Genomic DNA, 24,342 nt, shown 5'->3' with positions numbered 1-24,342 from the left:
GGCGTTATTCGTCGGCCGGGATGTCGCAGCGGTTGGGCAGATCGAAGTGCTCGATGCCCTCCAGGATGCCGCGCGCATAGGTCGCGTCGGCGAAGAAGATGCGCTGGAACCCGCGCAGCCCTTCCAGCTCCGGCTGGTGATTCCCGACCACGACCCCGAGCAGCCGCCCGCGCAGCATGTCCTCGTCGTTACCGGAGTCCCCGGCGACCAGCACATGTTCGAGCGGGATGCCCCACTTGTCGGACAGGTAGCGCACCGCGAGCCCCTTGGAGGCGCGCACCGGGAGCAGATCCAGATAGCGCTTGTGCGAGTAGATCACGCGGGCGTGCAGATCCTCGCGGTACAGGCGGGTCTCGACGCTCTCGGCATCCAGCTCCCCCGGAGGATCGACGAAGAAGCTCACCTTGAATGCCCGCTGGTCCTCCTGTGGCTGCAGCTCCAGCCCGGGCACCTTCAGCAGACACTCGCGCAGGCGATCGGGCTCCCAGCGATGACTGATATGCCGCGCCCAGCCACGATCCTCGGTCCGGTCCACCCCGTAATGGATCTCACTGCCCACCGAGGTAATCCAGACATCCGGGGCGGGCACTCCGTGTTCTTCCAGCACGGCCGCGGCGGAGTCCACCCGGCGACCCGTGGCGACGCCGAACACCACCTGCTTGCGGTGACGCTTGAGCCAGGCCACAAAGGCCCGCGTGGCCCTGGCATCACCCAGCAGGGTGTTGTCGATGTCCGTGATCACGGCGCGATCGGCCTTGGCCAGCCGACCGGAGGTCGAGCGCTGCTCGCGCCGCGTCTGGCGCACCTCCTTGCTTAGCTCCTTGACCAGCTTCACGTACTTCTCGGCATGCCCGTCCCAGGAGTAGTGCTGGCGCACGCCCTTCAGGCCCGCGCGCGAATAGCGCTGCCAGCGCGGGCGGTCCGCGAGGATGCCCTGGATCGCATCGGCGATCCCTTCCGGGTCCAGCGGATCGACCAGCAACCCGTTGTGGCAGCGCGAGATGATCTCCTCGGGACCCCCGTCGTTGGTGGCGACGATCGGGGCGCCGCTGGCGGCGGCCTCGATCAGCGTGAGGCCGAACGGCTCGGTCAGCGCGGGGTTGACGAACACCCCCTTGCTGGATGCGACCAGGCGGTAGAGATCGGGCACGTCCTCCGAGCTGTGGTGCTTCGGATAGGCCACGCGGCCGTAGAGGTCGTGGCGGTCGATGCGCAGCAAGAGGTCCGTCAGTACGTCGCGCGCGCCCTTGTCGAGGTCGCGGATGTCGTCGCGATTACCGGCCACGATCACCAGGTTGGCGTTCTCCTGCAGCCACTCGTTGCCGGCATAGGCCTCGACCAGGGCACGGATGTTCTTGCGCTCGTCGGCCCGGGAAAGCGCCATGATCAGCGGGCGGTCGGGCTTTTGGAGGAACCGCCGGATCGCCGGCCAGATGGGCGGCCTGCGCTGGCCGCGCTTGGGCGGATGGAAGCGTTCGAGGTCGGTCCCCGGCGGGATCACCTCCATGCGCTCGGGCTGGTAGTTGTCGTACGCCGCATACTGCTCCCCGATCTCCTGGCGCGTGCTGGCGATCACCCGGTGGGCATGGGCCAGGGCCTCTTCCTCGGCGTGGATGCGGGTGGCGATGTTGTAGCGCGACTCGATGTCGTCGTCGGACATCCCGCCCTCGCGCAGGCGCTCGCGCTTGACCCGACCCAGGGAATGCCCGGTCTGGAGCATCGACGCGCCCAGCAGGTTGGACAGGCGCACCGCCACATGTCCGGCATCGGCATAGTGCCCGTGAATCACGTCCGGGCGCAGCCCGACCTCGCGGATATGCCCGAGGGCGTTGTCGGCGAAGCAGTCGAGATACGGCCAGAGCTTTTCCTTGCGCAGGTAGCGCCTGGGCCCGCAGTCCAGGCGCACGATGAAGGCGCCGTCGCCGAGCGACTCCTCGCGCCGGGCATAGTCGTCCGAGACGCGGTTATCGACAATGCGCCGTGTCAGCAGGTCGACCCGCCCCACCTGCGGGTGTCGCGCCAGCGCCCGTGCCAGCTCCACCACATAGAGCGTCTGTCCGCCGGTATCGGCGTCGCGTCCCAGCTCCAGATCCTGCCCCCGGATCAACCCGTGGACACTGATCAGGACGAGATACAGACCCTCGCCGTCACGGGCCTTGCTCTGGGTCTTTTTCATCGACGCACATCCTCATGGCAATTCCGGTTCCGGGCTGTCGAACAGGCTCATGGACTCGGGGTTGTCGAGCAGCGCCTGCGACACCAGCACGGCGGTGGCCGACCAGGTCTGCTGGTAGTTGGCGCGCCGGCCGATCAGCCGGCCGTGACGGCCGTCGTAGTACTCCGGCCAGTCGTCGCGGTGCAGGCGTTCCGCCGCCACCGCATGCACGCTGCGCGCGAGATCCGGGCGCCCGACCCGCAGCGCGGCGCCGGTAAACGCCCACAGCAGCGCCGGCCAGTTGCCGCCGTTGTGGTACGACCACGGGGTATTCTTGGGATCGGAGCCGGTTAGTAGGCGCCATTCCTCGCCGCTCATGGCCGGGTAGCAGATCTTGACCGGCATGGTCCCGATCAGGTCCTCGAAGCGCTGCTCGAAGGTCTGCATGATGGAGCGCGACTCGCGCTCGTCGGCCAGGCCGAACAGGACCGCCAGCAGATTGCCGAAGCTGAAGAAGCGAAAGTCCATCCGCCCAGGGCCGAGGTTGCCGACCAGGTACCCGCTCTCCGACGGCAGCCAGTCCACCAGCCAGTCAGGGATGCTCTCGGGGTAGATGTTCAGCGCGTTCTCCGACTCGTGGCCGAAGTGCTCGGTGCGATAGCGATGGATGTCGTTCAGCCGCTCCAGATCCAGCCAGTAGTAGTGGCGGATGTAGTCGGACAACTGCCGGGTACGGATCGCGGACTGCTCGCAGAGCTGCTCGGAGTCGGTATCACAGGGTTCGAGCATCGCCAGCGAGGCCTTCAGCATGCCGTAGAACAGTGCCTGAATCTCCAGCGGGTGGCCGAACACGCCCATGCGCCGGTCGATCATGAAGCTGCCGTCCGGCACCAGCAGGGTCGGGAAGACCTCGAAGCGGTCCTGCAGGCAGATGCTGAGTATCAGCCGGATACCGCGCTGCACATCCTGGCTCTTGATGAAGTCGTGGTCTCCGGTGCGGTTCTGATAAGCACGCAGCAGCAGCACCCACCACATCATGGAGTCCACCGGGGCCACACGGCCAATCGCGCGGTCACCAAAGTCGGCCGCCAGCCCCTCGCGACCGTTCTCGTCGGTAAACACGCGAAAGCTCGCCGGCATCACCCGCGGCAGCCGGCGGTGACCCTCGATCTCCTCCTGGGTATCGCGGATCTGCAGGATCAGCGACAGAAACTCGCGCACGACCTCGGGCTCGTCGTTCAGCAGATAGACAAGCCCGGAGGGCACGAAATCGCGGATGAAGCAGTCGGCGTAGTTCTCCGCTGGCGCGCGCGTATCCAGGCTGGCGACGGTCCCCACCGTGCGCCCCTGATAGCGCACCTCGGCATCACGAAGCAGCTGGAAGGCGGACTCCAGCGTCGGGTTTCGGGCATCGGGCGGAAGCTGGTTCATGGCTCCGAGTCTATGGAAACGCGTGCGCTTGTGCACGTACCTGGCGCCTTGTGGCAGCGCTATAAACTACATAGCGCTTGCATCATTAAAAGGAAAGTGATTAATTACTTGCATGAAACGAAAATCCGGCGAAGAACGACGCGAAGAAATCGTTCAGGCACTGCTCGACCTGACGGCCGAACACGGTGCCCGGGATGTCTCCACTCAGGACATTGCCGATCGGGTCGGGATCGCACAGCCCACAATCTTCCGGCACTTCCCGAACCGCGATGCGATCTTCCGCGCAGCACTGGACTCTATCGGCCGCAAGCTCCTGGACGTACTTACACCAATGTTCTCCGGACGGGGATCTGCAGATGTCCGCCTGCGCAAACTCTTGGCCCGGCAATTGCGATTCATCAGCCGCCGCAAGGGGCTGCCCCGCCTGATCTTCTCCGAACGACTGCATCGGGAAGATCCCGAATTGAAGGCCGTGGTCCGCGACATCATCGATCGCTACACCTCCCGGCTGGAAGAGTTGCTCCGGGAAGGGATCAGCCAGGGATGCTTTCGTCGGGATCTGCAACCGGCCGAAACCGCTCGTCTGATCGTGGCGATGATCCAGGGCCTGGTGATGCGCTGGTCGCTCTCCGACTTCGAGTTTCCACTAGACCAGCAGGGCGAGGTGCTTTGGCGCTTGCTGGAACCGGCATTGCGCACACCGGAGCCCCCGCCCCCACAAGGCTCGACCCGCACCTGAATACACCCGACCAACACCGAGGAGTCTGGATATGTCCCATACCCGTGCTGCAACCCGTACCGTCCTAGTCGTCGCCGCCCTCGCCATGCCGCTGGCCAGCACTGCGGCGGCCGAGACCTTTCAATCCGTGATGCAAGGGCTCGCGGACGACATGAACCGGGTGCAATCCGCGCTGTTCGTCGAGGACTTCGCTACCGTCACCGAGGCGGCCGAGGCGATCGCGGATCACCCGAAACCCTCGCTCGGCGAGCGGCGGCGTGTCCTGTCCGCCGTTGGCAACCGGGTCAGTGAATTCCGCGGGATGGATCAGCAGGTGCACGACACCGCCGAACAGCTCGCCGATGCAGCGCGGGAGCAGGACCTGGACAGGGCCATCCGCTACCACGGCAGACTGGTGACCGAATGCATCGCTTGCCACAGCGCATTCCGCGACAAGGTGAGCAGCGACCTGTCACGCCTGTCGCCGGATAACGCCCCGGAACGCTGAGCGGGACATGAAGGCCTCCCGCACCGTATGCCGTCGCCGCGTTCTGCGGCGGACCCTGGGCCTCCTCGCGCTGGGCGGGGTGGCAATCGTGACCGTCTGGAGCGCGACGGACCGGCTGTCGGAACGGTTTTCTCCCGAGGCTGCGCGCGCGGCGCCACCACCGGCCGTGACCACAATCTCCGCAGAACCCACGGGAGCCACACTCTACAGCGCTGCCTACCGGGGCAGCATCGAGACCCGCGACGAGACCACCGTCTCGGCAAGAGTCACCGCCCGGGTGCTTGAAAGCCCCCTGAACGCCGGGGACCGGGTCGAGGAGGATGAAGTCCTGGTGCGCATGGACACCGACGAGACGTACCTGGAGGTCCAGCAGCGCGAGGCCGCCGAACAGCGCCTGGACGGAGAACGCGCCACCGCACAGCGCAACCTCGATCGCCAACAGGACCTCTTTTCCCGGGATCTGATTCCGGAAAGTGAAATCGACGACGCTCGCCAGCGCGTCGCCACACTGGAGGCCCAACTCCGCGAAAATCGGTCAGCACTGGAACTGGCCCGCAAACGCCTGGAGTACACGACCGAGCGGGCCCCCTTCACCGCCCAGGTTCGGCGCACGCATGTCCGCCCGGGCGATCTCGCGACTTCGGGACAGCCCCTGATCGAACTGGTGGGCCTCGCGGATCTGCATGCGGTTCTGCGCGTGCCGGAGCGTGACACATTGCTACTCAAACCCGGGCTGGACGTCGAGTTGACCATCCCCGCGCTGGATCATACCGTCACGTCCCGGCTTGACCGGGTCTACCCCACGCTGGACACCAGCCGGCGTAGCGGGAGCTTTGAGACGAGGCTAACCGAACCACCGGAGGCCCTGCGCCCCGGCATGGCCGTACAGGCACGGGTCGTCCTGGAACATCTGGACCACGCCATCCGGGTACCGGCCCATGCCATCTGGAGCGACGCCAAGGGCCAATGGGTCTATCGGCTGGAAGACGGACGCGCCTACCACACGGAAGTGGTGTCACGGTCCTTGCCGAATGGAGAACGGGCGATTCTCGAGGGCATTGAGCCCGGTGACCGCATCATCGTGACCCCGGATCGCCGGATCCGGGACGGGATGCCCGTACACGCCGTGGACGACAGCCCCCGATGACCTGGGTCGAAGGCCTCCTGCGGTACCGGCACACGGTGCTGGCCCTTCTGGCTGCCGCCCTGATCCTGGGCCTGCAGGCGCGCTTCGACTTGCCCGTCCAGCTCTTTCCCGACACCGACCCGCCGACCGTCACGGTCATCACGGAATACCCCGGCATGGCGGCCCTGGATGTCGATCGCGAACTCACACGCCTGCTGGAGGAGGAGTTTGCCAGCCTCGACGGCGTCACCCGGATCAGCTCCTCCAGCCAGACCGGCCTGTCCGTGGCACGGGTGGAATTCGACTACGGCATCACCAGCGCCCTTGCCGCCGTGGACGTCCAGAACGCCGTCGGACGGTTGCGCCCGGACCTGCCCGCCACCATCGAAGAACCGCAGATCCTGGAGTTCTCCACCGCCGACAAGCCGATTATCACCATCGCCCTGACCAGTGACACCCTGGCGCTCGACGCGATCCGCGAGCAGGCCGACAACGCGATACGGGAACGGCTCGAATGGATCCCCGGCGTCGCCGCGATCGACGTGGTCGGCGGGCACAAGAGGGAACTGCATGTTGCGCTCGATCCCGAGCGCACCGAGGCCCTCGGGATCGACATGCCCCAGGTACTGGAGGCCCTCGACGACTGGAATCTCATGGCGCCGGGCGGTCGTGTCCGCATCGGTGAACTCGAGAGTGTGGTGCGGTTCGATGCGCCGCTGCGAAGCGAGGCCGATGCACGCGAGATCATCCTCGTCGCGGACGGCGATACGCGTGTGCGCCTGGGCGATATCGCCCGAGTCCGCCTGGAGCCCGGCGAGCCCCGCGCGGCCTACCGTCATGACGGCCAGGCAGCGATCGCCGTGCAGGTGCTGCGGCGGGACGATGCCAACACGGTGGAGGTGGCCGCACGGGTGCGCGAGGCGCTGGAACCCCTGCGCGATGCCGCGCCCGAGCTGAATATCGTCGTCGCCGACGATGATTCGGTGTTCACCGAGAAAGTGATCGCCGACATGACCCAAACCGTGATGATCGCCATCGCCCTGACGATGGTGATCGTCCTGCTGTTTCTCGCCGATCTGCGTCAGGCCGGGATCATCGCCCTCTCCATACCGGCGGCGTTCCTGGCGACCTTCGGCCTGATGCAACTGGCCAGCCTGGATCTGAACATGGTCACCATGTCGGCGCTGATCCTGGCGATCGGCCTGCTGGTCGATGACGGCATCGTGATCCTCGAGAACATCCACCGTCACCTGGACGAAGAGGGCCAGCCCCCGCGCCAGGCCGCCATCGAAGGGGTGGGTGAGGTGTTCGGCGCCAAACTGGGCGGCACCCTGACCACCCTCGGCGTACTGCTTCCCCTGGCATTCATGGGTGGCTTTATAGGAGAGCTGTTCCGGCCCCTCGCGCTGACCCTGGCGTTCGCCTTGAGCGCCTCGTTCGTGATGGCCGTCACCCTGATCCCTCTGCTGGCCACCTACTGGCTGCGACCCGCCACCTCGACCGCCACCCCGCGCTGGCGGGAGACCCTGGAGGCACCGGCGCGCGGCGTCCGTCACCTCTATCTGGACGTGCTGGCCCTGGCGCTAAAGCGTCCGCTGGCGACGCTGGTGGTGGCCGTCATGCTGCTGGCCCTCAGCCTGGGCATGCTCCGCATGACCGGGAGCGAGATGCTGCCGCGGTTCGACTCGGGCAGTTTCCAGGTTCTGGTCGACATGGCGCCGGGCACCCGGCTCGACACCACCCTGGCAACCCTGGAACCCGTCGAGCGGTATCTGGCCGAACACGAATACGTCGTGGATGTCAGCAGCCAGTTCGGCCACGAAACCGGCGCCCGCTCGATGGGCGACCGCGGCGCCATGGGCGTCAATCAGGCCGAGATCACGGTAACGCTGGTGCCGCGGACGCAACGCTCTCTCACACAGTGGGAGATCATGGACGACGTGCGCCAACGCCTGGAGACCACCCCGGGGGTCACCCTGGCCGTCCCCCGGGAACTTGGCGGCACCGCACGCTCGTCAACCGCCGCCCCGATCATCGCCCGGATCAGTGGCGAGCAGGCGCAAACCCTGGACCACACGGCGAGCGACCTGCTGAACCACCTTTCAGGCATCCCCGGCATCACCGACCTGTACAAGGACTGGGCCCTCGACACCCCCGAGGTGCGGGTCCGGGTCGACCATGACCGGGCAGCCGAACTCGGTCTTACCGGGGCCGGGCTCGCCCGTGCGGTTCACCAGGCCATGGACGGCGCCGTGGCCACACGCTTCCGCCAGCCACCAAAGCGGGACCTGGACGTAGTCGTGCGCTACCAGGCCTCGGACCGCCGCTATCCGGAGGACCTGGAGGGGATCCTGCTGCCCACCCGCGAGGGCCCGGTCGCCCTCGGCGAGGTCGCAAGCCTTGAACATACCCTCGGCCCGCGCATTGTCACGCGGGAAAACGGCCAGCGGACCCTGGACATCCTCGGCTTCCACCTGGGACGCCCGCTATCCGAGGTGGTGGCCGACGTGCAGCAGCGCCTGGACACGTTCGCCGCCCCGGATGGCTATCCGGCGACACTGGCCGGCGAGCAGGCGGACTTCGACGAGGCCCGTGACCACATGATGCGCGCGCTGTTGCTGGCCGCCCTGGCCGTCTATCTACTGCTGGTCGTGCAGTTCCGCAGCTTTGCCCACCCGGTCATCATCATGACCGCCATTCCGTTGCAGTTCATCGGAGTGGTCGCGGCACTGCTGATCGCCGGGAAGTACGTATCCATGCCGGCGCTGCTCGGGATCATCCTGCTGATCGGCATCGTGGTGAACAACAGCATCATCCTGCTCGACCTGGCCCGGCGCCGACTGGCCGAGGGCCTGGACGTATACGCCGCCGTCACCGAGGCGGTGGAAACGCGCATGCGCCCCATCATGATGACCGCCCTGTCCACCATCGCCGGCATGCTGCCGCTGGCCCTGGAGATGGCCGTCGGGGCCGAACGTTTCTCGCCGATTGCCACGGTCATCATCGGCGGTATCCTGGCCGCGACCGTTCTGACGCTGGTGGTGATCCCGGCCCTGTTCGTGCTGTTACATCGGCTTGTGCCGGCACTCCACACAGCCAGGGGGTAGAAGCACGCCAGCGCTATGGGAACTCCGGGTGCTGCGGCAGGGGTGGCTCGGCGGCCGGGCGGGCGAACAGGTAGCCCTGGCAGTAGTCGACCCGGTCCTTCAGCCACTGCCACTCCCCCGGGGTCTCGATGCCCTCGGCGATGATCTGTACGTCGAGTTCACGCGCGAGCTCGACGACCTTGTCGAGGATTTTCTGCTGATAGGGATCGCCATCGATACCGCTGACCAGTTCGCGGTCGATCTTCACGAAATCCGGGCGCAACTGAGACAGCATGTTCAGCGAGGCATAGCCTGCGCCGAGATCATCCAGCGCAACCTGGAACCCGGCCCGGCGATACCGGTCGACGATCCCGGCCAGATGATCCAGCTCCTTGACCTGATCACTCTCGATGACTTCGAACACGAAACCGCTCGGACCATCCCCCTCCGGGCGCGACAGGATCTCGCGCACGGTCGTTTCCAGACAGAAGGCGGGGTCGTAGATCGCGGTCGGATTGAAATTGATGAACAGGTGGCTACCGATACCCCGCTCGGCCGCCCGCCGGATGGCATTGATACGCGCGGAGCGGTCCAGATGGAACAGCAGTTCGGCGTTGCGCGCGGTGCGAAACAGCTCGTTCGGGGGGATGATCCCGCCGTCCGGCGCACTGGCCCGAACCAGGGCCTCGTAGGCGAAGACCTCGGTGGGACGTGCCGCATGCACGATCGGCTGAAAGTGAAAGTCCAGCGCGTCGTTCGCCAGGATGACCGACAGATCACGGGCATTGTGACGCGCGATCAGCGTGGACAGCAGATGGGTGTCCTGCAGATGTCCGAGACCGAACTGCTCGCCCTCCGGCACAAAGGTCGCGCGGCAGCCAGCCTGCTCGGATCCGCTCAGCACCTGATCCAGCCGAGCCAGCGCATCCCCCAGCCCGCCCGCGCCGGATACCGGCATCGCCAGGATACCGGAGGTCGGCTCGCTGCAGGGGATCTGTTCCTCGACCATCCGGCGCCGCAGAGCGCTGCGGGTGTGCGCCAGCACCGGCGCCAGAAAAAGGGTGCCGGCCTCCGCCGGCAACAGGTGGATCCGTTCACAATCCGGGCAACTCACGACCACCTCCAGCGGTCTCGCCTGGCCACGCCATGTCCGGGCTGCCAGTGGTAGGATCAGGCGGGCGGCACAACGTGACAGCACGCATGTGTCATGACCATATCACCCCTGCGGAGGCTGCATGAAAGATTCCGGATTTTCCGACGACGACCTGCGCCGCCGACTGACCCCCGAGCAGTACCGCATCGCCCGCGAAGGTGCCACCGAGCCGCCATTTACCGGCGCCTACAACAACCACAAGGACGATGGCATCTACCACTGCGCGGTCTGCGGGGCCGCCCTGTTCGACTCCGCGACAAAGTTCGATTCCGGCTCGGGCTGGCCCAGCTACACGGCACCGGCGGCCCCCGACGCGGTCACCGAGCATCGTGACCGTTCGCTAGGCATGGAGCGCACCGAGGTCCGCTGCGCGGATTGCGACTCGCATCTGGGGCATGTCTTTCCCGACGGCCCGGCCCCGACCGGTCTGCGCTACTGCATCAACTCCGCCGTGCTCGATTTTCGCCCGCGCGACTGAACAGGTTGCCAACCGACTGGAAAGGAATCCCGTGCCCTCTTCGACCACGCCGCGCGAACGCGTGAACGTCCTGCTGCTGGCCACGGCACAGGCGCTGTTCCTGATCGCCGCAGTCACAGTGATGACGCTGAGCGGCGTGGTCGGCGAACGCCTCGCGGCCGATCCCGCCCTGGCCACCCTGCCGGTCGCCGCGATGATGGTCGGCACGCTGGTCACCACCCTGCCGGCCTCGCTGTTCATGAAGCGCTTCGGACGGCGCACCGGCTTCCTGCTGGGCACCAGCGTGGGCGGGGCCGGCGGCGCCGCGCTGGCCGCGGCCGGGGTCTTCGCCGAGGCCTTCTGGCTGTTCGTGCTGGGCAATCTGCTCCTGGGGGCCTACCAGGCCTTCGCGATGTACTACCGCTTTGCCGCCGCCGACGTGGCCAGCCCCGCCTTTCGCCCGCGCGCGATCTCGCTGGTCATGGCCGGTGGCGTCGTGGCCGCCTTCCTCGGCCCCTGGAACGCCCACCATGCCCAGGCCCTGCTGCCGGGCACGCCGGAGGCTGGCCCCTACCTGGTCCTCGGCGCCCTGGCCCTGCTGGCGATGGCACTGCTGGCCTGGCTGCGCGTGCCGGCGCCGCCGCCGGAGGAACGCGGCCCGGCCCGTCCGATGCGCGAGATCCTGCCGCAAGGGCGCTTCCTCGTGGCACTGACCGCGGCCGCGCTGGGCTATGCGGTCATGGTGCTGTTGATGACGGCGACGCCGCTGGCCATGCGCCAGGCGGGGTTCGACATGGGCCAGATCGCACTGGTGATGCAGTGGCACGTACTGGGGATGTTCGCGCCCTCGTTCGTAACCGGCCACCTGATCACCCGCCTCGGGATCACGCGCATCCTGGCACTCGGCAATGTACTGGTGCTGTTCAGCGTGGCGATCGCCGCGCACGGGGAGACGCTGGGGCATTTCTGGCTGGCGCTGTTCCTGCTGGGGGTCGGCTGGAACTTCCTGTTCATTGGCGGCAGTACGCTGCTGACCACCACGCATACCGCCACCGAGAAAGGCAAGGTCCAGGGGGTGAACGACCTGACCATCTTCACGCTGGTTACCGCCGGCTCGCTGCTGGCCGGGGCGCTGCTGCGGCCACTGGGCTGGGACGGCCTGAACCTGGCCATGCTGTCGGTCGTCGCGCTGCTGACCATTGCCATCGCCTGGCTCTGGTTCGACGACACCCGCGCCCCGGCGCGCACCTGAAACGCCGAACGCGAACGCCGAACCAGGGACCAGCCTCAACAAGGCAGGTGGCCCCGCAACGGGAAATCAGGGTTCGGCGCGGGGGGCGGATGAGGCTCGTGCGCCATGGCGTTCGCCGTCGACGTCGGTGACTTCGGCGTCGAGGTCGTGCAGGCGGCGGGTGGTCGCCAGCGGCGAGGTGGTGCCGCGCGCGACCAGGCTGTAGGCCGCCGGGATCACGAACAGCGTAAACAGCGTGGCAAACAGCACACCGGAGAACACCGCCACCCCGATCACGAAGCGCGTCTCCTCGCCCGGCCCGGAGGCCAGAATCAGCGGAATCGACCCGGCCACGGTGGTCAGCGCGGTCATCAGCACCGGCCGCAGGCGCATCCGCGCCGCCTCGACCACAGCGGTGTCGAAGTCGCGCCCGCGGTCACGCAGCTGGTTGGCGAACTCGACAATCAGGATGCCGTTCTTGGCCGCCAGCCCGATCAGCATGACCATGCCGATCTGGCTGTAGATATTCAGGGTCTGGCCGGTCAGATGCAGCCCAAGTAATGCCCCGACCACCGCGAGTGGCACGGTCAGCATGATCACAAACGGGTGCACGAAGCTCTCGAACTGGGCGGCCAGCACCAGAAACACCACCAGCAGCGCCAGTGCAAAGACGAACAGGATCGCCTCGGAGCCCGTGCGCAGGTCCAGCGACTCGCCCTTGTAGTCGATCCCTGCGTCGGCCGGGAGCAGCTCGGCGGCCTTGGCATCGAGGGCATCCAGGGCCTGGCCAAGCGTCATCCCGTCCTGCAGGCCAGCAGTCAGGGTGACCGAGCGGGCCCGGTTGTAACGCTCCAGCGACGAGGGACCGGCAAACTCTTCGTAGGTGACCAGGCTCGACAGCGGCACCATGGAGCCGGCCGCCGAACGCACGTAGAGGTTGTCGATATCCCCCGGGGTGCGGCGCTGGTCGGTCAGGCCCTCAATGATCACGTCGTACTCCTCGCCGCGATCGACAAAGGTGGTCACGTCGCGACCCCCGAGCACGATGTCGAGCGTGCGTCCGACATCGCGCATGGATACGCCGAGGTCGCCGGCGCGATCGCGGTCCAGGCGCACGTTGATCTGTGGCTGCGTGGGCTCGTAGTCGAGGTCCACGCGGGTCAGCCCGTCGATGCCCTCGGCCGCCTCACGCATGATCTCGCCCCATTCCTCGAGGGTGTCGTAGTCCGGCCCGGAGATCACGAACTGTACTGGCGGACCAATGCGCCCGCGCGAAAGGCCCTGGCGCATGACCACCCTCGCCTCGACCCCCGGCATCTCTTCGATAATCGCCCGGAGCTCGTCGATCACCTCCTGCCCCGACATGTCGCGGTCATCCCAGTGTTCGAGGATGGCAATCACGAAACCGTTGTTCATCAGCTCCGACCCGCCGAATCCTCGGGGCGTGCGCACCAGGGCCCGGCGAATGGGGCCGTCTTCGATCAGTGGCTGGATGCGAGTCTCGATCTCGGCCATCTGTCGGCTCATGTAGTCGAAGTTGGCACCTTCGGGACCGTCCACCATCACGAAGAAGGCGCCGCGATCCTCATGCGGCGCGAACTCTTCGGGCAGGGTGTCAAACAGGTACCAGGCCGCCGCGAGCACCAGGGCGAGGATCGGGACGATCAGCCAGGCTCCCTTCAGTCCGATCTGCAACACACGCCCGTAACCGCGTTCCAGGTAGGAAAAGCCACGGCTGATAAAGCGCGCCGCGCCGGTGTCGTCGTCGCCCTTGTGCATCAGGCGCCCAGACAGCACCGGCGCGAGGGTGAGTGCGACCACACTGGAGAAGAACACGGCGATCGCCATCGCGATCGCGAACTCGGTGAACAGGCGCCCGACCGTGCCCTCAAGGAAGGCCAGCGGCACGAACACCGCGATCAGCACCGAGGTAGTCGCAACGATGGCGAACCCTACCTGCCCGGCGCCGCGATAGGCGGCCAGCAGGCCGGGTTCGCCACGCTCGATGCGGCGGTGGATGTTCTCCAGCATCACGATGGAGTCATCCACCACCAACCCGACCGCAAGCACCAGCGCCAGCAGGGTCAGCAGGTTGACCGAGAACCCGAACAGGTTGATACCGATAAATGCCGCCGTGATTGCCACGGGCACCGTGACCGCCGGGATGAGAGTCGCCCGCCAGCTCCCCAGGAACAACCAGATCACGAACACCACCGCTGCGGTTGCCACGGCCAGGGTGATGTAGACCTCGCGGATCGCCCCCTCGATGAACACCGACTCGTCGTAGGTAGTCACCAGCGAGGTGCCTTCCGGCAGACTGTCCTGCAGATCGGCGGCCAGGGCCTTGACCCCGTTGGCGACCTCGAGCACGTTGGCATTGGACTGGCGGATGATCCCCAGCCCAATCATGTCCTCGCCATTGCCGCGAAATTCGCTGCGCTCGGTGTCCGCGCCAATATTCACGTCGGCGACGTCGCCCAGCCGGACCAGCTGCCCGTCCTCACCGCGCTTGAGCACGAGACTGGCGAAGTCCTCCGGTGTTCGATACTGGCGATCGACGCGGACCGTGAACTCCCGTTCGACCGATTCCAGACGCCCGGCCGGCAGTTCGACGTTCTCCTGTTCCAGTGCGTCGGCGATGTCGGTCACGGTCAATTCGCGCGCGGCCAGGGCCTCGCGATCGGCCCAGATCCGCATGGCATAACTGCGCGCGCCACCTCGCCGAACCAGCGCGACACCATCGACTACCGAGATGCGATCAATAAGATTGCGTTCGGCGTAATCCGCCAGTTCCAGGGCGTCCATCGTTGTGCTGGACAGATTGAGCCAGAGGATCGGGTTGGCATCGGCATCCGCCTTGGTCACCTCCGGCGGATCGATATCCTCGGGCAGATCCCGCATCGCACGACTCACCGCCTCGCGCACGTCGTTGGCGGCCGCGTCCAGGTCGCGATTCAGGTTGAACTCGATGGTGATGCGGGACTGCCCGTCCTCGCTGGAGGATTCGACAAAGCGTATGCCTTCGATCCCCGCCACCCGGTCTTCCAGCCGCTGAGTGACCTCGCGTTCAATGATCTCGCCGCTGGCACCGGGGTACACCGTATTGATCGTGACCACTGGCGGGTCCACGTCGGGGTACTCGCGCAGCGGCAGGTTGTCGTAGGCGATCAGGCCGAAAGTGATCAGCAGCAGATTGAAGACAATCGCCAGGACCGGACGGCGGTTGGCGACATCCGAGATGATCATTGCACGGTGCCGGCCTCGCCGGTTTCCAGTACCTCGGGCACACGCGGCGGCAGCACACGCACGGACTGCCCGTCACGCACCCTGGACACGCCCTCGGAGACAACCACATCCCCACTTTCCACCCCGGAGAGCACCTCGGCAGAACCCGGCATACGTCGACCGATGCGAATGCGCACGCGCTCTACCGTGCCGTCATCCAGATAGCGGAAGGTGAAGTGCTGATCCGCAACCTGCTGAAACGCGCCCTCGGGGATAGCCACGCGTTCCACCGGGTCCAGCGATAGACGCATGTTGACCAGCATTCCCGGACGCAAAATGAGCTCGGGGTTGTCCACGGTCGCGCGCACCGTCAGCGTGCGGGTCGCCACATCAATGCGGTTACTCACCGCCGAGACCTGGCCCTCGAATGCGCCGACCGCACTGCGTCCGAAAACCGTGCTGCCCAGTGGGATCGCGGCTGCATGCCGCTCGGGTACGGCAAAGTCGATCCTCACCCGCTCGATATCGTCCAGTTCCGCAATCGGGGTTCCGGGGCTCACCAGTGACCCAGGGCTTACCTGGCGCATACCCAGCCGGCCGGCAAACGGGGCACGGATCGTACGATTGGCCACGCGCGCCTCGGCGGCCGCCAGCCGGGCTTCGGCCTCGCTCAGGCGCGAGCGCTGCTGATCGACCTGCTGCTGCGTCACGACGCCATCGGCTACACGATCCCGCACGCGTTCCAGTTCGCGCTCGGCGTCATCCACCTGTACCCGCGCCTCGCGCAGGGCCGCCTCGGCCTCGTCCGCGTCCAGGCGCACCAGGACCTGCCCGGCCTCGACCTCGTCGCCGTCGTCGAACAGGACCTCCACAACGCGCTCGGTCACGTTCGCCGTCACCAGCACCGACTCGTTGGCCCGGACGGTCCCCAGGGACTCCACGATGGTTTCGAAGGTCCGCGGTTGCACAGTCGAGGTCCGTACGGGGGTGCGACGATCCGTCTCCTCGGGTGCTTCGTCGGCGGCCTGCGCGTCACTGTTGGATTCCGGAAACTCGCCGTCGAACGCGTACCAGGCGGCCACGCCGAGCGCCACCACGGCCACCAACCCCAGCAACCAGCCAATCGCCTTCACCCAGCCAACCCCTCGATACAAAGGTGGCCCGGGCAAGGCCGGGCCACCGTGATCCGCGCCAATAGTGTAACGACCGTCACGTTTCCGCAGCGTTCCGAAGTCCGGCTGGGAGATCTCCCAGCGGCCGCCCGTGCGGGGCACCGTAATCGAGAGACGGCCCCTTCGGCACGATGCGGCTCGGATTCAGCATCGGGTGACTGCCGTAGTAGTGCGCCTTGATGTGGTCCATACGCACCGTCTCGGCCACGCCGGGACGCTGGTAGAGCATGCGCATATAGGCATGCAGATGCGGGAAGTCGATCAGACGCTGGCGGTTGCACTTGAAATGGCTGTAGTAGACCGGATCGAACCGCACCAGCGTGGTAAACAACCGCCAGTCGGCTTCGGTCAGCCTTTCGCCGACCAGGTAAGGCTGACGTGCAAGACGTTCCTCCAGCCAGTCCAGAGTCTCGAACAGGCGATCCCAGGCGGCCTCATAGGCCGCCTGGGTGCTCGCGAAACCCGAGCGGTAGACCCCGTTGTTCACGTTTTCGTAGATGCGGTCGTTGACCGCGTGGATCTCCTCGCGCAGGTCTTCCGGATAGAAATCCAGGGTGTTGCCGGTGATGTGGTCGAACGCGCTGTTGAACATGCGCACGAGATCCTCGGACTCGTTGTTCACGATGCGATCCGTCTTTTGGTCAAACAGTACCGGCACGGTCACGATGCCCGTGTATTTCGGGTCAGTTCGTGTGTAGAGCTCGTGCATGTAGCCGGAGCCGTGCACCCGGTCGCCGGTACAGCCGTCGCAGCCATCAAACGACCAGCCGGCGTCTCCCATGTAGTGGTGCACGACCGACAGCCCGATGTGCGACTCCAGCCCCTTGAGCTTGCGCAGGATCAACGCCCGATGCGCCCAGGGACAGGCATAGGACACATACAGGTGGTAACGCCCGGATTCGGCCGGGTAACCGCCCTCGCCCAGCGGCCCGGGTGCTCCATCGGCGGTCACGTAGTTGCGGTACTGCTGATCCTGGCGCACGAATTCGCCGCTGTCGTCGGATTCCTCCTCAAGCCAGCCTTCACGCAGTTCGCCATTCACCAAGAGACTCATCGGATTCCCCTGCTCGCCATGCCCCGCACTCACCGGGTCGGACGAACGATATCGACGGACCTCGATCATCCCATCGATTAAATCGAAATTTAATCGCGTTTATTTGCGCTGACGGTTCGCAAATACCGAACGATCAAGCATCAACGGCACGCAAGGTCCCGGAGAAATAGCGCTCCAGGAACGTATCGAAGTCCAGGTTATCGCTCGCCTCAATCTCGGCTTGCTCGCCCAGGCTCTGGCGTGCCAGGGCCTCCAGCGTTTCGGCGCGCGGGAGCGGGCCGTTGAAGCGAAACGCCTCGCGGTGCTGTTCGGACAGGCGACGGGCGTAGCGGTAGAACCCCTCCTCGCGCGCCATCATGTCTTCCAGCATGCGCGCAGAGGGCGTCAGATCCGCCTGCTCCACCTTGCCCCACTGCTCGCTGAGCGCACGACGGTAGGGGTCACCCGGCAATTCCTGGTCCAGGATGGCCGCCACTGGGCGCATCAGGGCGAGAAGTTCGCGGGACCACTGTTGCAAACCCACGGTACCGCCCGCCCGGCGCAACTCCAGTCCGGGGCGCCGCCCATAGTGCGCCACATCCAGCAGGTTTCGGTCGATCGCATCCAGCTCCCCATCGGCGAGCAATGGGCTGGGCTGCAGCAGGCAGGCCAGGGCGAACACTTCAAGAAAGCGCAGCTGGGTCTCGTCGACCCCCAACGGGTGCTGGGCATTAATGTCCACCGAGCGCAGCTCGACGTACTCGATGCCGCGGGCCTCCAGCGCATCGGTCGGCTTTTCGAAGCGCTCCAGCGGCTGCTTCGGGCGCACGGTGGAGTAGTATTCGTTTTCGATCTGCAGGATGTTGGCATTCAACTGGCGGTACTCGCCGTCGACCTTGACACCGATACGTTCCCACTCGGGGCTCGGTGTATTGATCGCACAACGCAGCGAGTCGACATAGCCGGCCAGGGAGTTGTAGTCCGCCTTGATTCCGGTATCGGCCTCCTTGCGGTTGGTGTAGCCGATATCACCCATGCGCAGGCTGGTCGCATGCGGCAGATAGGAGGTGTCGTCGTCGAATTCCTCCAGCACCGCCCCGTGGCCCTCGAGGAAGGAATTGCAAACGGCCGGCGAGGCCCCGAACAGGTATGGCACCAGCCAGCCAAAGCGGAGCAGATTGCGGATCATGCCCATCATGCGCTCGTCGCGGAACGCACGGCCGTCGGTTTCGCCCAGCACCCGCGCGAGCGCCGGCCAGAACTCGGGGCGCGGGGAGTAATTGAAGTGCACCCCGGCGATTACCTGCATCTTGCGCCCGTAGCGGTAGCCCAGCCCGATGCGATAGACCGTCTTCATGCGTCCGGCGTTGGACGTGCCGTATAGCGCAACCGGGATCGCGTTGTCATCAGCGGTCACGCACGGCATGGAAGTCGACCACAGCGTCTCGTCCCCGACATTGGCTGCCGCGAAGGCCTGCAAGTCATGCAGGAAGCCAAGCGTCTCGCGCACGTCCTCGAACGGCGGGGTGACCAGCTCCAGCAGGGCCTCGGAGTAGTCGGTGGTAATGAACGGGTGGGTCAACGCCGAGCCCAGAGCCACAGGGTGCGGCGTGCCCGCAGGCGAGCCCTCGGGACCCACGCGCAGGGTCTCCTTCTCCAGGCCAATGCGTCCGTGCAGGCCGATGCCCGCCAGGCGCTCCGCTAACTGCGCGACCAGTCCCTGCAGATTGCGTTCGTCGGTTCCCACTGGGGTGCGTTTCCTGCCTGTCTGCAAACCCGGCGAACATACCGGAATGCGCCCCCCGGGTCACATGCAACCGGCACGGGGTTGCGGGAAGCACCGCGCCCGCGCAACCTTGCCGGCAACCGTTTGCGCTGACCGGACGCCACCGAGATGTCCAGTAACAAGCTGCCCCCTGAATTAATGGAACGCCTGAATGCGCGGGCCCGCCGCGAGGGTGTGGATCCACAGGTCCTGCTCGAGCGCTGGCTGGAGACGCCGGCGACCGCCGCCAGCCTGTATGTCTCGGCCCCGGTGAACGCTCTGGTCGAGGGGCTTTATCGCGAGGACACGACGATCGCCGACATCCTCGATCGCGGCGATTTCGGGCTGGGTACCTTCAACGACCTCGACGGCGAGATGGTGGTCCTGGATGGCGAGGTCTTCCAGCTGCGTTCGGATGGCCGCGCCTACGCGGTCACACCGGAGACACGCACGCCCTTCGCCTGCGTCACGCGCTTTCGCCCGTGGAGCGAGGAAACCATCGATACCCCGATGGACTACGAAGGGCTGCTCGCCCTGTTCGACCGACTGATCCCGTCGCACAACATGGTCTACGCGATCCGGCTAGACGGCGTGTTCGATTACGTGCGCACCCGCTCGGTCCCGCGCCAGGATGCCTACCGGCCGCTGGTGGAGGTTGCCCGCGAACAGCCGGAATACGAATTCGAGGGCATCGAGGGCTCGATGGCCGGCTTCTGGACCCCCGAGTTCATGCAGTCGGTTGCGGTGCCCGGCTACCACCTGCATTTCGTGGACGCCGACCGCCGCTGCGGCGGTCACCTGCTGGAGGCCCGCCCGCGATCCATCCGTATCGCCCTGCAGCACCTCCCACGCGTGGACCTGGGCCTACCCATGACACTGGACTATCTGACCGCGGACCTGTCGCGGGACACATCCGAGGACCTGAACGAGGCCGAACACTGATCTGCTGTTCGGGATAATCGCCGAATCCTCCACCCCGTCCCCATTTATGCGGTAGCGCGTGGAACATTGGCCAAAACTGGCCTATATGGAACCTCCGGGGTGCCGACGATGCCACAAGATCCATGCAGCATGCTCGACTTCTTTGTTCGGGGGCGGAACACACCGTTCCTGAAGGAAGCGCGAGCGCGAACGGACCCACCGGTTCCGATGATCGAGAATGCCCATCCACCCGGGCGCATGAGCACGCCCCCGGTGCGCGAGCTGATGATCAGCGACACCTGCGGGCCGCCCTTTCGCTTTCGTTGCGATATCGGCGCCGGGGCTTTTTCCGGCTGGGCGCACCCGAAGGAGTTCGTGCTGATCGCCCCCAACGTTCCTACTTACTGCCAGATGCACGACCCCGCCAGGATGCGTTTTCTCGGCATACCTACGGAACTCGCCCGCGCTTGCCTGGAACGCGACCCCGATGACCCTCTGGATTTTGGTTCCCTGCATACCCGCGTGCAGGCCGACCCTCTGGTAAGCCAGGCCCTGGCGGCCCTGTGGCAGGAGATGGGCCGCCCGGACCCAGCGGCTCGCGTGTTTGTGGAGAGCATGATCGCCATACTGGTCATACGGCTGGCACGGCTGGCGGGGCAGAGCGCGGACGTCGACGTCCGGTGTGGCGGACTGGCACCCCACCATTCGACCCGCGTCGTCGAATACATGCGGGCACACCTTGATCAGCGCATCACCCTTTCTGAGCTCGCCGCGCTGTGCGACCTGTCGCCCTGGCATTTCGCCCGTGCCTTTCGCGCCACGCATGGGATCCCTCCGCACCGCTTTCTGATCGGGTTGCGCATACAGTGCGCCCTCGACCTCCTGGAACGGACTCCCCTTTCGATCGGCGCAGTCGCCTCGGAAGTCGGCTATTCCTCGCAGCAATTCGCGCGTCACTTCCGCGCGGTGACCGGCCTTAGCCCCGGTGCCTACCGAAAACGTGCAGGTGTCTGCGAATCCCGCCCCCGCGAAAACCGCAAGATCCGGTCCTGAAGCGCAAGATCGCAGCAGCGCCTTGTCCGGGAGCTGGCTAGTCTCACGGCAATCCCAATCGTTGGAGCCGGTTAATGACTTCCCTGTACGAACGCCTGGGCGGCGAGACAGGCATCCACGAACTCGCCAGCACCATCTTCGACAAGCACACGCAGAACGCCACCGTCCGCAAGCGCTACGTCGACACGGATCGCGATGAAGTGATTCGCCTGGTGACCGAATTCATCTGCAACGGTACCGGCGGCCCCCAGGCCTACAGCGGACGCGACATGCTGACCACCCATCGCGGCATGAACATCAGCGAAGAGGAATTCGTCGCGGTGGTCGACGACATCGTCGAGGCCCTCGACGAACACGAAGTCGGCCAGCGCGAGAAGGAGGAACTGCTGATGATCTCCTGGTCGCTGAAGCCGGAGATCGTGCGGGTCTGACATCACGGAGAAACGAACCATGACGACGCATTCACCTTTCACGGCCCTTGCCCTGTCCTTAGCCGCCGCCACGACCCTGGCCCTGACCGGCCCGGCGGTCGCTGCCGAACCCGACGACCACTTCATCATCCACGACGCCGAGCAACCGCGCGAACAACTGGCAGGAACGATTCGCGAGTTTGCCGAAAACGAAGAAGACTGGATCTTTCTGGCGAAGTTCGACCTGGCCGGTGGCGATATCACGGCACTGAAGGTCTGCTATCTGCCACTGGGCCCGGACATCGTGGATGCCGGACTGCACGTCGGCGCGATGATGCCCTGCGGCCACGTCGCTCTGTACGAGGAGAACGGCAACACGAAACTCTCTATGCTGCATCCGAAATTCATGACTACGCTGCAGCCGCATCCGAGTCTGGAGCGTGCGGTGGAACGGGCCGAACCGGCCTTCGAGGCGTTGCTGGACCATGCCCTGAACCAACGCCCGTGAGGCAATGCCGCCAGAGCCGCACGCCAGTAATCCGCGATGGGGCGGGCCATGCCTGGCAACAGACATGGCCCGCCCGGACACTCTCTGTCCGGAGAGCCGTCCGCCGGAATCATCCTCAGGGCCGCGGTGATTGAATCGCGAAAACCGCTTGTCACAGAACGGTCACCTTCGCGTTGTACGCTGGCGCGATGAAGGACTCACGTTCACGCCACTGGGCCGGAGCGGGAACCGGCCTGTGGCTTCTGCTGCAGACGATCGACGAGACGGGAAAGGCACAGCGTCTGGCCCGCGTCGCCGGTTGGGTCCTGGCACTGGCCGGCGCCGTCGTCGTCGCACTCGGCCTGCTGATCCAGCACACCCCGACAATGATGGAGGGGACTCTGGTCGCACTGCTCGCCGTGGTCGGCGGCTGGCTGCGCAGCCGCATCGCCGCCACGCTCCTGATGCTGCTCATGGCGCTCGGGCTCGCCACCGGCCTCACGGCCGGGGCGGCGACAGGAGGCCTGCTGCTGCAGGTGGCCCTGTTCGGTGTGGCCCTGCGCATGGTCGAAGCCACCTTTCGCTTTCGCACGGTGGCATAACGGTCAATGGATCGCAGAGCACATCCGCCTTCGCCGGGGAGACTTGAACCCTGCCCGTGTGCCAGACAGGATGAGGCTTTCCATCCGCGAAGGAACCGCGCACGCGATGTCTGTTGTCGGCCGTCTGCAAACCCGCCTGCGGCGCTTCATCTGGCCGGGCTGGGCCACCCGTGTCCTGGGGTCACTGTCGATCCCGGGACTGATACTGGCCACTTTGTTCTTTGCCGCTTCGCTGACCCCGAGTTTGATCCCGCGCACCGACGACGTGCAGGGCATCCTGTCCGGTCTGTCGCTCGCCGCGGGCTACGGGCTGGGCGTGTTTTTCCACTGGCTGTGGTCCTACCTGGAGCTGCCCGAACCCAGCGAGCGCGTGCACAACACCCTGGTGCTGATCGCCGGGGGTGGCGCCGCACTGATTGTGCTGGCTTTTCTGTGGCAGGCCACCGAGTGGCAGAACACCATTCGCGAGTTGATGGATCAGGAGCCGGTGGATGGGGGCTTCCCGGTGCGCCTGGGGCTGATCGCCGCGGCCGTGTTCGCCGCGACCCTGACCGTCGCCCGGCTGTTCCAGCTACTGGTGCGCTTTCTAGCGCAGCACCTGCGGCGCTTTATCCCGCGTCGGCTTTCGAATGTGATCGGTGTGGTGGCCGCCGCCGCGGTATTCTGGGCCGTGATCGACGGCGTGGTCCTGGAATACGGCCTGCGCACTGCCGATCGCAGCTTTCAACAGTTCGACGTACGCGAGTACCCCGGCGCCGAACAGCCGACCAATTCCGCCCGCACGGGCAGTGCCGAGTCGCTGGTCTCCTGGGAAGAGGGTCTTGGCCGCCAGGGGCAGCGCTTTGTCGGCGATGCACCTGCTGCCACCGACATCACGGAATTCACCGGCGAGGAAGCCCTGGATCCGATTCGGGTCTACGTCGGGCTGAACGCAGCCGAAACCATCGAAGACCGGGCACGGCTGGCCCTACAGGAACTGGTCCGGGCGAATGCCTTCGAGCGATCCGTGCTGATCCTGGCCACACCCACCGGGCGCGGCTGGGTGGATAACCGCGCGATCGCGCCGGTGGAGTACCTGCACGGCGGCGACATCGCAACCGTCGCCGTGCAGTACTCCTACCTGCCCAGCTGGCTGTCGCTGATGTCCGAATCCCAGTACGGTCACGAGACGGCCCAGGCCGTATTCGCGGAGATATACAGCTACTGGAAACAGCTCCCCGCGGACGCCCGTCCGGAACTGTACCTCTACGGCCTGAGCCTGGGCGCGCTGAACTCCGAACGCGCGGCGGACCTCTACGACGTAATCGGTGACCCGTTCAACGGTGCGTTATGGGCGGGGCCACCTTTCCGCAGCGAGACCTGGCGCGACATCACACGCCAGCGCCAGCCGGATTCCCCGGCCTGGCTACCGCGTTTTCGCGACAGCTCGGTGGTGCGCTTCACCAATCAGGAGAATCATCTGGACATCCCCGGCGCCTCCTGGGGCCCGATGCGCATCGTCTACCTGCAATATGCAAGCGATCCGATCACCTTCTTCGAACCACAGGCGCTGTACCGCAAACCCGAGTGGATGCAGCACCCACGCGGCCCGGATGTCTCGCCGGACCTGACTTGGTACCCGGTGGTCACCATGCTGCAGCTAGCCGTGGACGTGGCTATCGGCGATGCCGCGCCGCGCGGCTACGGACACGTCTATGCCACCGAGCACTACATCGATGCCTGGCAGGCGGTGACGGCCACGGAGTGGCCGGAAGAAGAGCTCGAGTGGCTGAAGCGCCACCTTGCCGATTAAGGAAACACTGGTCAGTG

At 65.9% G+C, this 24,342-nt stretch carries 19 protein-coding genes; 12 read left to right on the top strand and 7 right to left on the bottom strand.

Annotation, left to right across the window (positions count from 1 at the left end):
- Window positions 1–4: 4 nt before the first annotated feature.
- Window positions 5–2,176, bottom strand: a complete 2,172-nt coding sequence (locus tag C935_RS0111770; protein WP_018862697.1) for an HAD-IIB family hydrolase — start codon at window positions 2,174–2,176, stop codon at window positions 5–7.
- Window positions 2,177–2,188: 12 nt separating this feature from the next.
- Window positions 2,189–3,586 (bottom strand): glycoside hydrolase 100 family protein, encoded by a 1,398-nt coding sequence (locus C935_RS0111765; RefSeq protein ID WP_018862696.1) that lies wholly within the window; start codon window positions 3,584–3,586, stop codon window positions 2,189–2,191.
- A gap of 112 nt (window positions 3,587–3,698) precedes the next feature.
- Between C935_RS0111765 and C935_RS0111760 the strand changes: the two genes are divergently transcribed.
- From C935_RS0111760 to C935_RS0111745, 4 genes are read left to right on the top strand one after another with little or no spacing between them, the layout of a single operon-like run.
- Window positions 3,699–4,325 carry a TetR/AcrR family transcriptional regulator gene (locus tag C935_RS0111760; protein WP_018862695.1) on the top strand — a complete coding sequence of 209 codons (627 nt, stop codon included), beginning with the start codon at window positions 3,699–3,701 and terminating at the stop codon, window positions 4,323–4,325.
- A gap of 31 nt (window positions 4,326–4,356) precedes the next feature.
- Complete coding sequence (locus C935_RS0111755; protein ID WP_018862694.1) at window positions 4,357–4,812, top strand: cytochrome c; 456 nt, start codon at window positions 4,357–4,359, stop codon at window positions 4,810–4,812.
- Between the two features lie 7 nt (window positions 4,813–4,819).
- Window positions 4,820–5,959 carry an efflux RND transporter periplasmic adaptor subunit gene (locus C935_RS0111750; protein WP_018862693.1) on the top strand — a complete coding sequence of 380 codons (1,140 nt, stop codon included), beginning with the start codon at window positions 4,820–4,822 and terminating at the stop codon, window positions 5,957–5,959.
- Window positions 5,956–9,045 (top strand): efflux RND transporter permease subunit, encoded by a 3,090-nt coding sequence (locus C935_RS0111745; protein ID WP_018862692.1) that lies wholly within the window; start codon window positions 5,956–5,958, stop codon window positions 9,043–9,045. Before C935_RS0111750 ends, C935_RS0111745 begins: the two co-directional genes overlap by 4 nt.
- Window positions 9,046–9,058: 13 nt before the next feature.
- On the opposite strand, the gene C935_RS0111740 is transcribed toward C935_RS0111745, so the two are convergent.
- Window positions 9,059–10,138, bottom strand: coding sequence for an EAL domain-containing protein (locus tag C935_RS0111740; protein WP_026278784.1), 1,080 nt, complete (start codon window positions 10,136–10,138; stop codon window positions 9,059–9,061).
- Window positions 10,139–10,259: 121 nt separating this feature from the next.
- On the opposite strand from C935_RS0111740, the gene msrB reads away from it, so the two are divergent.
- Window positions 10,260–10,655: a peptide-methionine (R)-S-oxide reductase MsrB gene (msrB, locus tag C935_RS0111735; protein WP_018862690.1), complete on the top strand. Its 396-nt coding sequence runs from the start codon at window positions 10,260–10,262 to the stop codon at window positions 10,653–10,655.
- 31 nt (window positions 10,656–10,686) lie between these two features.
- A complete protein-coding gene (locus C935_RS0111730) occupies window positions 10,687–11,886 on the top strand; it encodes an MFS transporter (RefSeq protein ID WP_018862689.1) in 1,200 nt (399 codons plus the stop codon).
- Window positions 11,887–11,952: 66 nt separating this feature from the next.
- Here C935_RS0111730 and C935_RS0111725 read toward each other — a convergent pair whose 3' ends face one another.
- The 4 genes from C935_RS0111725 to gshA form a co-directional block, all read right to left on the bottom strand.
- Window positions 11,953–15,111: an efflux RND transporter permease subunit gene (locus C935_RS0111725; protein WP_018862688.1), complete on the bottom strand. Its 3,159-nt coding sequence runs from the start codon at window positions 15,109–15,111 to the stop codon at window positions 11,953–11,955.
- The gene (locus C935_RS0111720; protein WP_018862687.1) at window positions 15,108–16,223 is read right to left on the bottom strand and encodes an efflux RND transporter periplasmic adaptor subunit; all 1,116 of its coding nucleotides are present in this window, start codon (window positions 16,221–16,223) and stop codon (window positions 15,108–15,110) included. Before C935_RS0111720 ends, C935_RS0111725 begins: the two co-directional genes overlap by 4 nt.
- Window positions 16,224–16,299: 76 nt before the next feature.
- Window positions 16,300–17,316 (bottom strand): glutathione S-transferase family protein, encoded by a 1,017-nt coding sequence (locus C935_RS0111715; protein ID WP_026278783.1) that lies wholly within the window; start codon window positions 17,314–17,316, stop codon window positions 16,300–16,302.
- A gap of 133 nt (window positions 17,317–17,449) precedes the next feature.
- Window positions 17,450–19,042 carry a glutamate--cysteine ligase gene (gshA, locus tag C935_RS0111710; RefSeq protein WP_018862685.1) on the bottom strand — a complete coding sequence of 531 codons (1,593 nt, stop codon included), beginning with the start codon at window positions 19,040–19,042 and terminating at the stop codon, window positions 17,450–17,452.
- A gap of 147 nt (window positions 19,043–19,189) precedes the next feature.
- On the opposite strand from gshA, the gene budA reads away from it, so the two are divergent.
- The 6 genes from budA to C935_RS0111680 all read left to right on the top strand — a co-directional run bounded on the left by budA (window position 19,190) and on the right by C935_RS0111680 (window position 24,325).
- Complete coding sequence (gene budA, locus C935_RS0111705) at window positions 19,190–20,002, top strand: acetolactate decarboxylase (RefSeq protein ID WP_026278782.1); 813 nt, start codon at window positions 19,190–19,192, stop codon at window positions 20,000–20,002.
- Between the two features lie 129 nt (window positions 20,003–20,131).
- The gene (locus tag C935_RS12825) at window positions 20,132–21,034 is read left to right on the top strand and encodes a helix-turn-helix domain-containing protein (RefSeq protein ID WP_051074687.1); all 903 of its coding nucleotides are present in this window, start codon (window positions 20,132–20,134) and stop codon (window positions 21,032–21,034) included.
- 74 nt (window positions 21,035–21,108) lie between these two features.
- Window positions 21,109–21,465 (top strand): group 1 truncated hemoglobin, encoded by a 357-nt coding sequence (locus C935_RS0111695; protein WP_018862682.1) that lies wholly within the window; start codon window positions 21,109–21,111, stop codon window positions 21,463–21,465.
- Between the two features lie 19 nt (window positions 21,466–21,484).
- Window positions 21,485–21,952, top strand: coding sequence for a DUF302 domain-containing protein (locus C935_RS0111690; RefSeq protein ID WP_018862681.1), 468 nt, complete (start codon window positions 21,485–21,487; stop codon window positions 21,950–21,952).
- A gap of 188 nt (window positions 21,953–22,140) precedes the next feature.
- Window positions 22,141–22,533, top strand: coding sequence for a hypothetical protein (locus tag C935_RS0111685; protein WP_018862680.1), 393 nt, complete (start codon window positions 22,141–22,143; stop codon window positions 22,531–22,533).
- Between the two features lie 106 nt (window positions 22,534–22,639).
- Window positions 22,640–24,325 carry an alpha/beta-hydrolase family protein gene (locus C935_RS0111680; protein ID WP_018862679.1) on the top strand — a complete coding sequence of 562 codons (1,686 nt, stop codon included), beginning with the start codon at window positions 22,640–22,642 and terminating at the stop codon, window positions 24,323–24,325.
- Window positions 24,326–24,342: the final 17 nt, after the last annotated feature.

The sequence above is a fragment of the Thioalkalivibrio sp. ALJ3 genome, assembly GCF_000377205.1.
GTDB lineage: Bacteria > Pseudomonadota > Gammaproteobacteria > Ectothiorhodospirales > Ectothiorhodospiraceae > Thioalkalivibrio.
This window is presented reverse-complemented; position numbering and strand designations above follow the sequence as displayed.